Here is a 1,577-nt window from a genome sequence, read left to right as displayed (position 1 = left end):
ATTTTTCTATTTGGTGGTAGGAGAGGTAAATGAATTATTTATCTGAGAAACACAAACAGTTATCCGAGTCGCAACAATCGGGTTTAATGTTGTGGTTTGGTCAGTTACCAATGGACAAGAAAGCTGTTGCCATTGGGTTGAGTTTGACTGTGGGTATTGGATCGGCGGCGATGGCGTGGCAGGGAACTAGCAGCGATCGCATTTACTTCTGTTTGAAAACCCCACAGAAAACATTGACCTGTGAGGATAAAAATGGACGACCTTTCAGGATGACCCCATTTTATTGGTCACAGTGGAAGAGTGATGGAATGCCGCGCCAAGTAGTGCGTGACCCAGCTATGGGGGTTAATGGGCTGGTGAAGGCAACTAACCCATACAAGCCGTTTTGGGGTTTTGGTGGATTCCTGGGGTTTGCGCTTGCTGGGTGGATGCTGCGACACTGCCAGTCGGAGGAGAAACAGAGAGCCGTATTTGAGGACATCGCCCAAAAACGGGATGCTGCAAAAGCTGAGATGGCTGCACGTTCCGAGTTGTTAGACAGTTACCGAGACGTTGCGATCGCAGAAGTTCAACTACAAGCTGACCTGGATCTAGTCGCTAATGATCGCACTGTTGATATCACCAAAGCCGAGATTTACGCCCACACGGAGATTGAAGTTACCCAAATGGAGGCAACTGATGCCATCTTTGAGGCGCAAACGGCTGGGATGACGGAGCAACAGAAGGCAGATTACATTAAGCAGTTGCGTGAGATGAAAACCCCTTATCTACAAGGTAGCCAAACTTTACAGGGGACGATTGACCCCAACGATAAGGTTACTGGAGATGAACAGGGCGCAATCGCACCGGGAGCAACCCCAACAGGTGATTACCTCCACCCATCAGAAGGTCTTGCCCTAAATACTTTGCAAGCCCTAGCCAGAGCCGATAGTTCCACTGCTTTAGTTGCCGCACCAGGAAGCGGTAAATCAGTCACCCTCAATTATTTGATTGAGAAAATCCTTGCAGATTCCCCCAACGCGGATATTTGGGTAATTAGTGCTAAGAATGATAGTTTCTGTGGTTTACGAGAGAAAGAGAGAGTAATTGTCTTTGACGGGGAAAACCCAGACCTAGCCAAAGAGGTAATTGACAACTTTTACACGGACTACAAAAAGCGTAAGCAACTACCAGAAACAAAGCGCGAATCCTTACCGCCATTGATTCTAATTCTGGATGACTGGTTAGTGATTGCTGACCAATTAAGTAAGCATTACTCTAATTGGAATTATGGGAGTAAATTGCTTGATATTCTGCTGATTGGTCGAGAGTTTAATACTAAGTTTATTGCTTCCCTACAGTCTTTTAATTTGGCGGCTTTGGGCATTGAAAAGATGGATGCTCAAACGAGAATGTGTTTGAATTTATTGCTGTTAGGTAATAGGTATATCAAGAATGGAAGGGAACAAGAATCTTATGGGGTGCTGGAACTGATTTTAAATAGAGGTGACATTATTCCAGGGAAGCAAGAGAGAGAACAAATTAAATCTAAATACTTGGATATTAAAGCAGTCTCTTATCAAAACTTGCGTCCAGTT

The 1,577-nt window shown here is 44.8% G+C and carries 1 protein-coding gene; it reads left to right on the top strand.

Annotated elements, in window-relative coordinates; genetic code table 11:
* Positions 1-29: 29 nt before the first annotated feature.
* The coding region (locus VB732_RS34285; protein ID WP_323235278.1) for a hypothetical protein at positions 30-1,577 on the top strand (1,548 nt) is incomplete at its 3' end.

The sequence above is a fragment of the Nostoc sp. UHCC 0252 genome (assembly GCF_034931145.1).
Taxonomy (GTDB): domain Bacteria; phylum Cyanobacteriota; class Cyanobacteriia; order Cyanobacteriales; family Nostocaceae; genus Nostoc.
The sequence above is the reverse complement of the archived record's forward strand: the minus strand, read 5'-3'. Positions and strand labels throughout refer to the sequence as shown.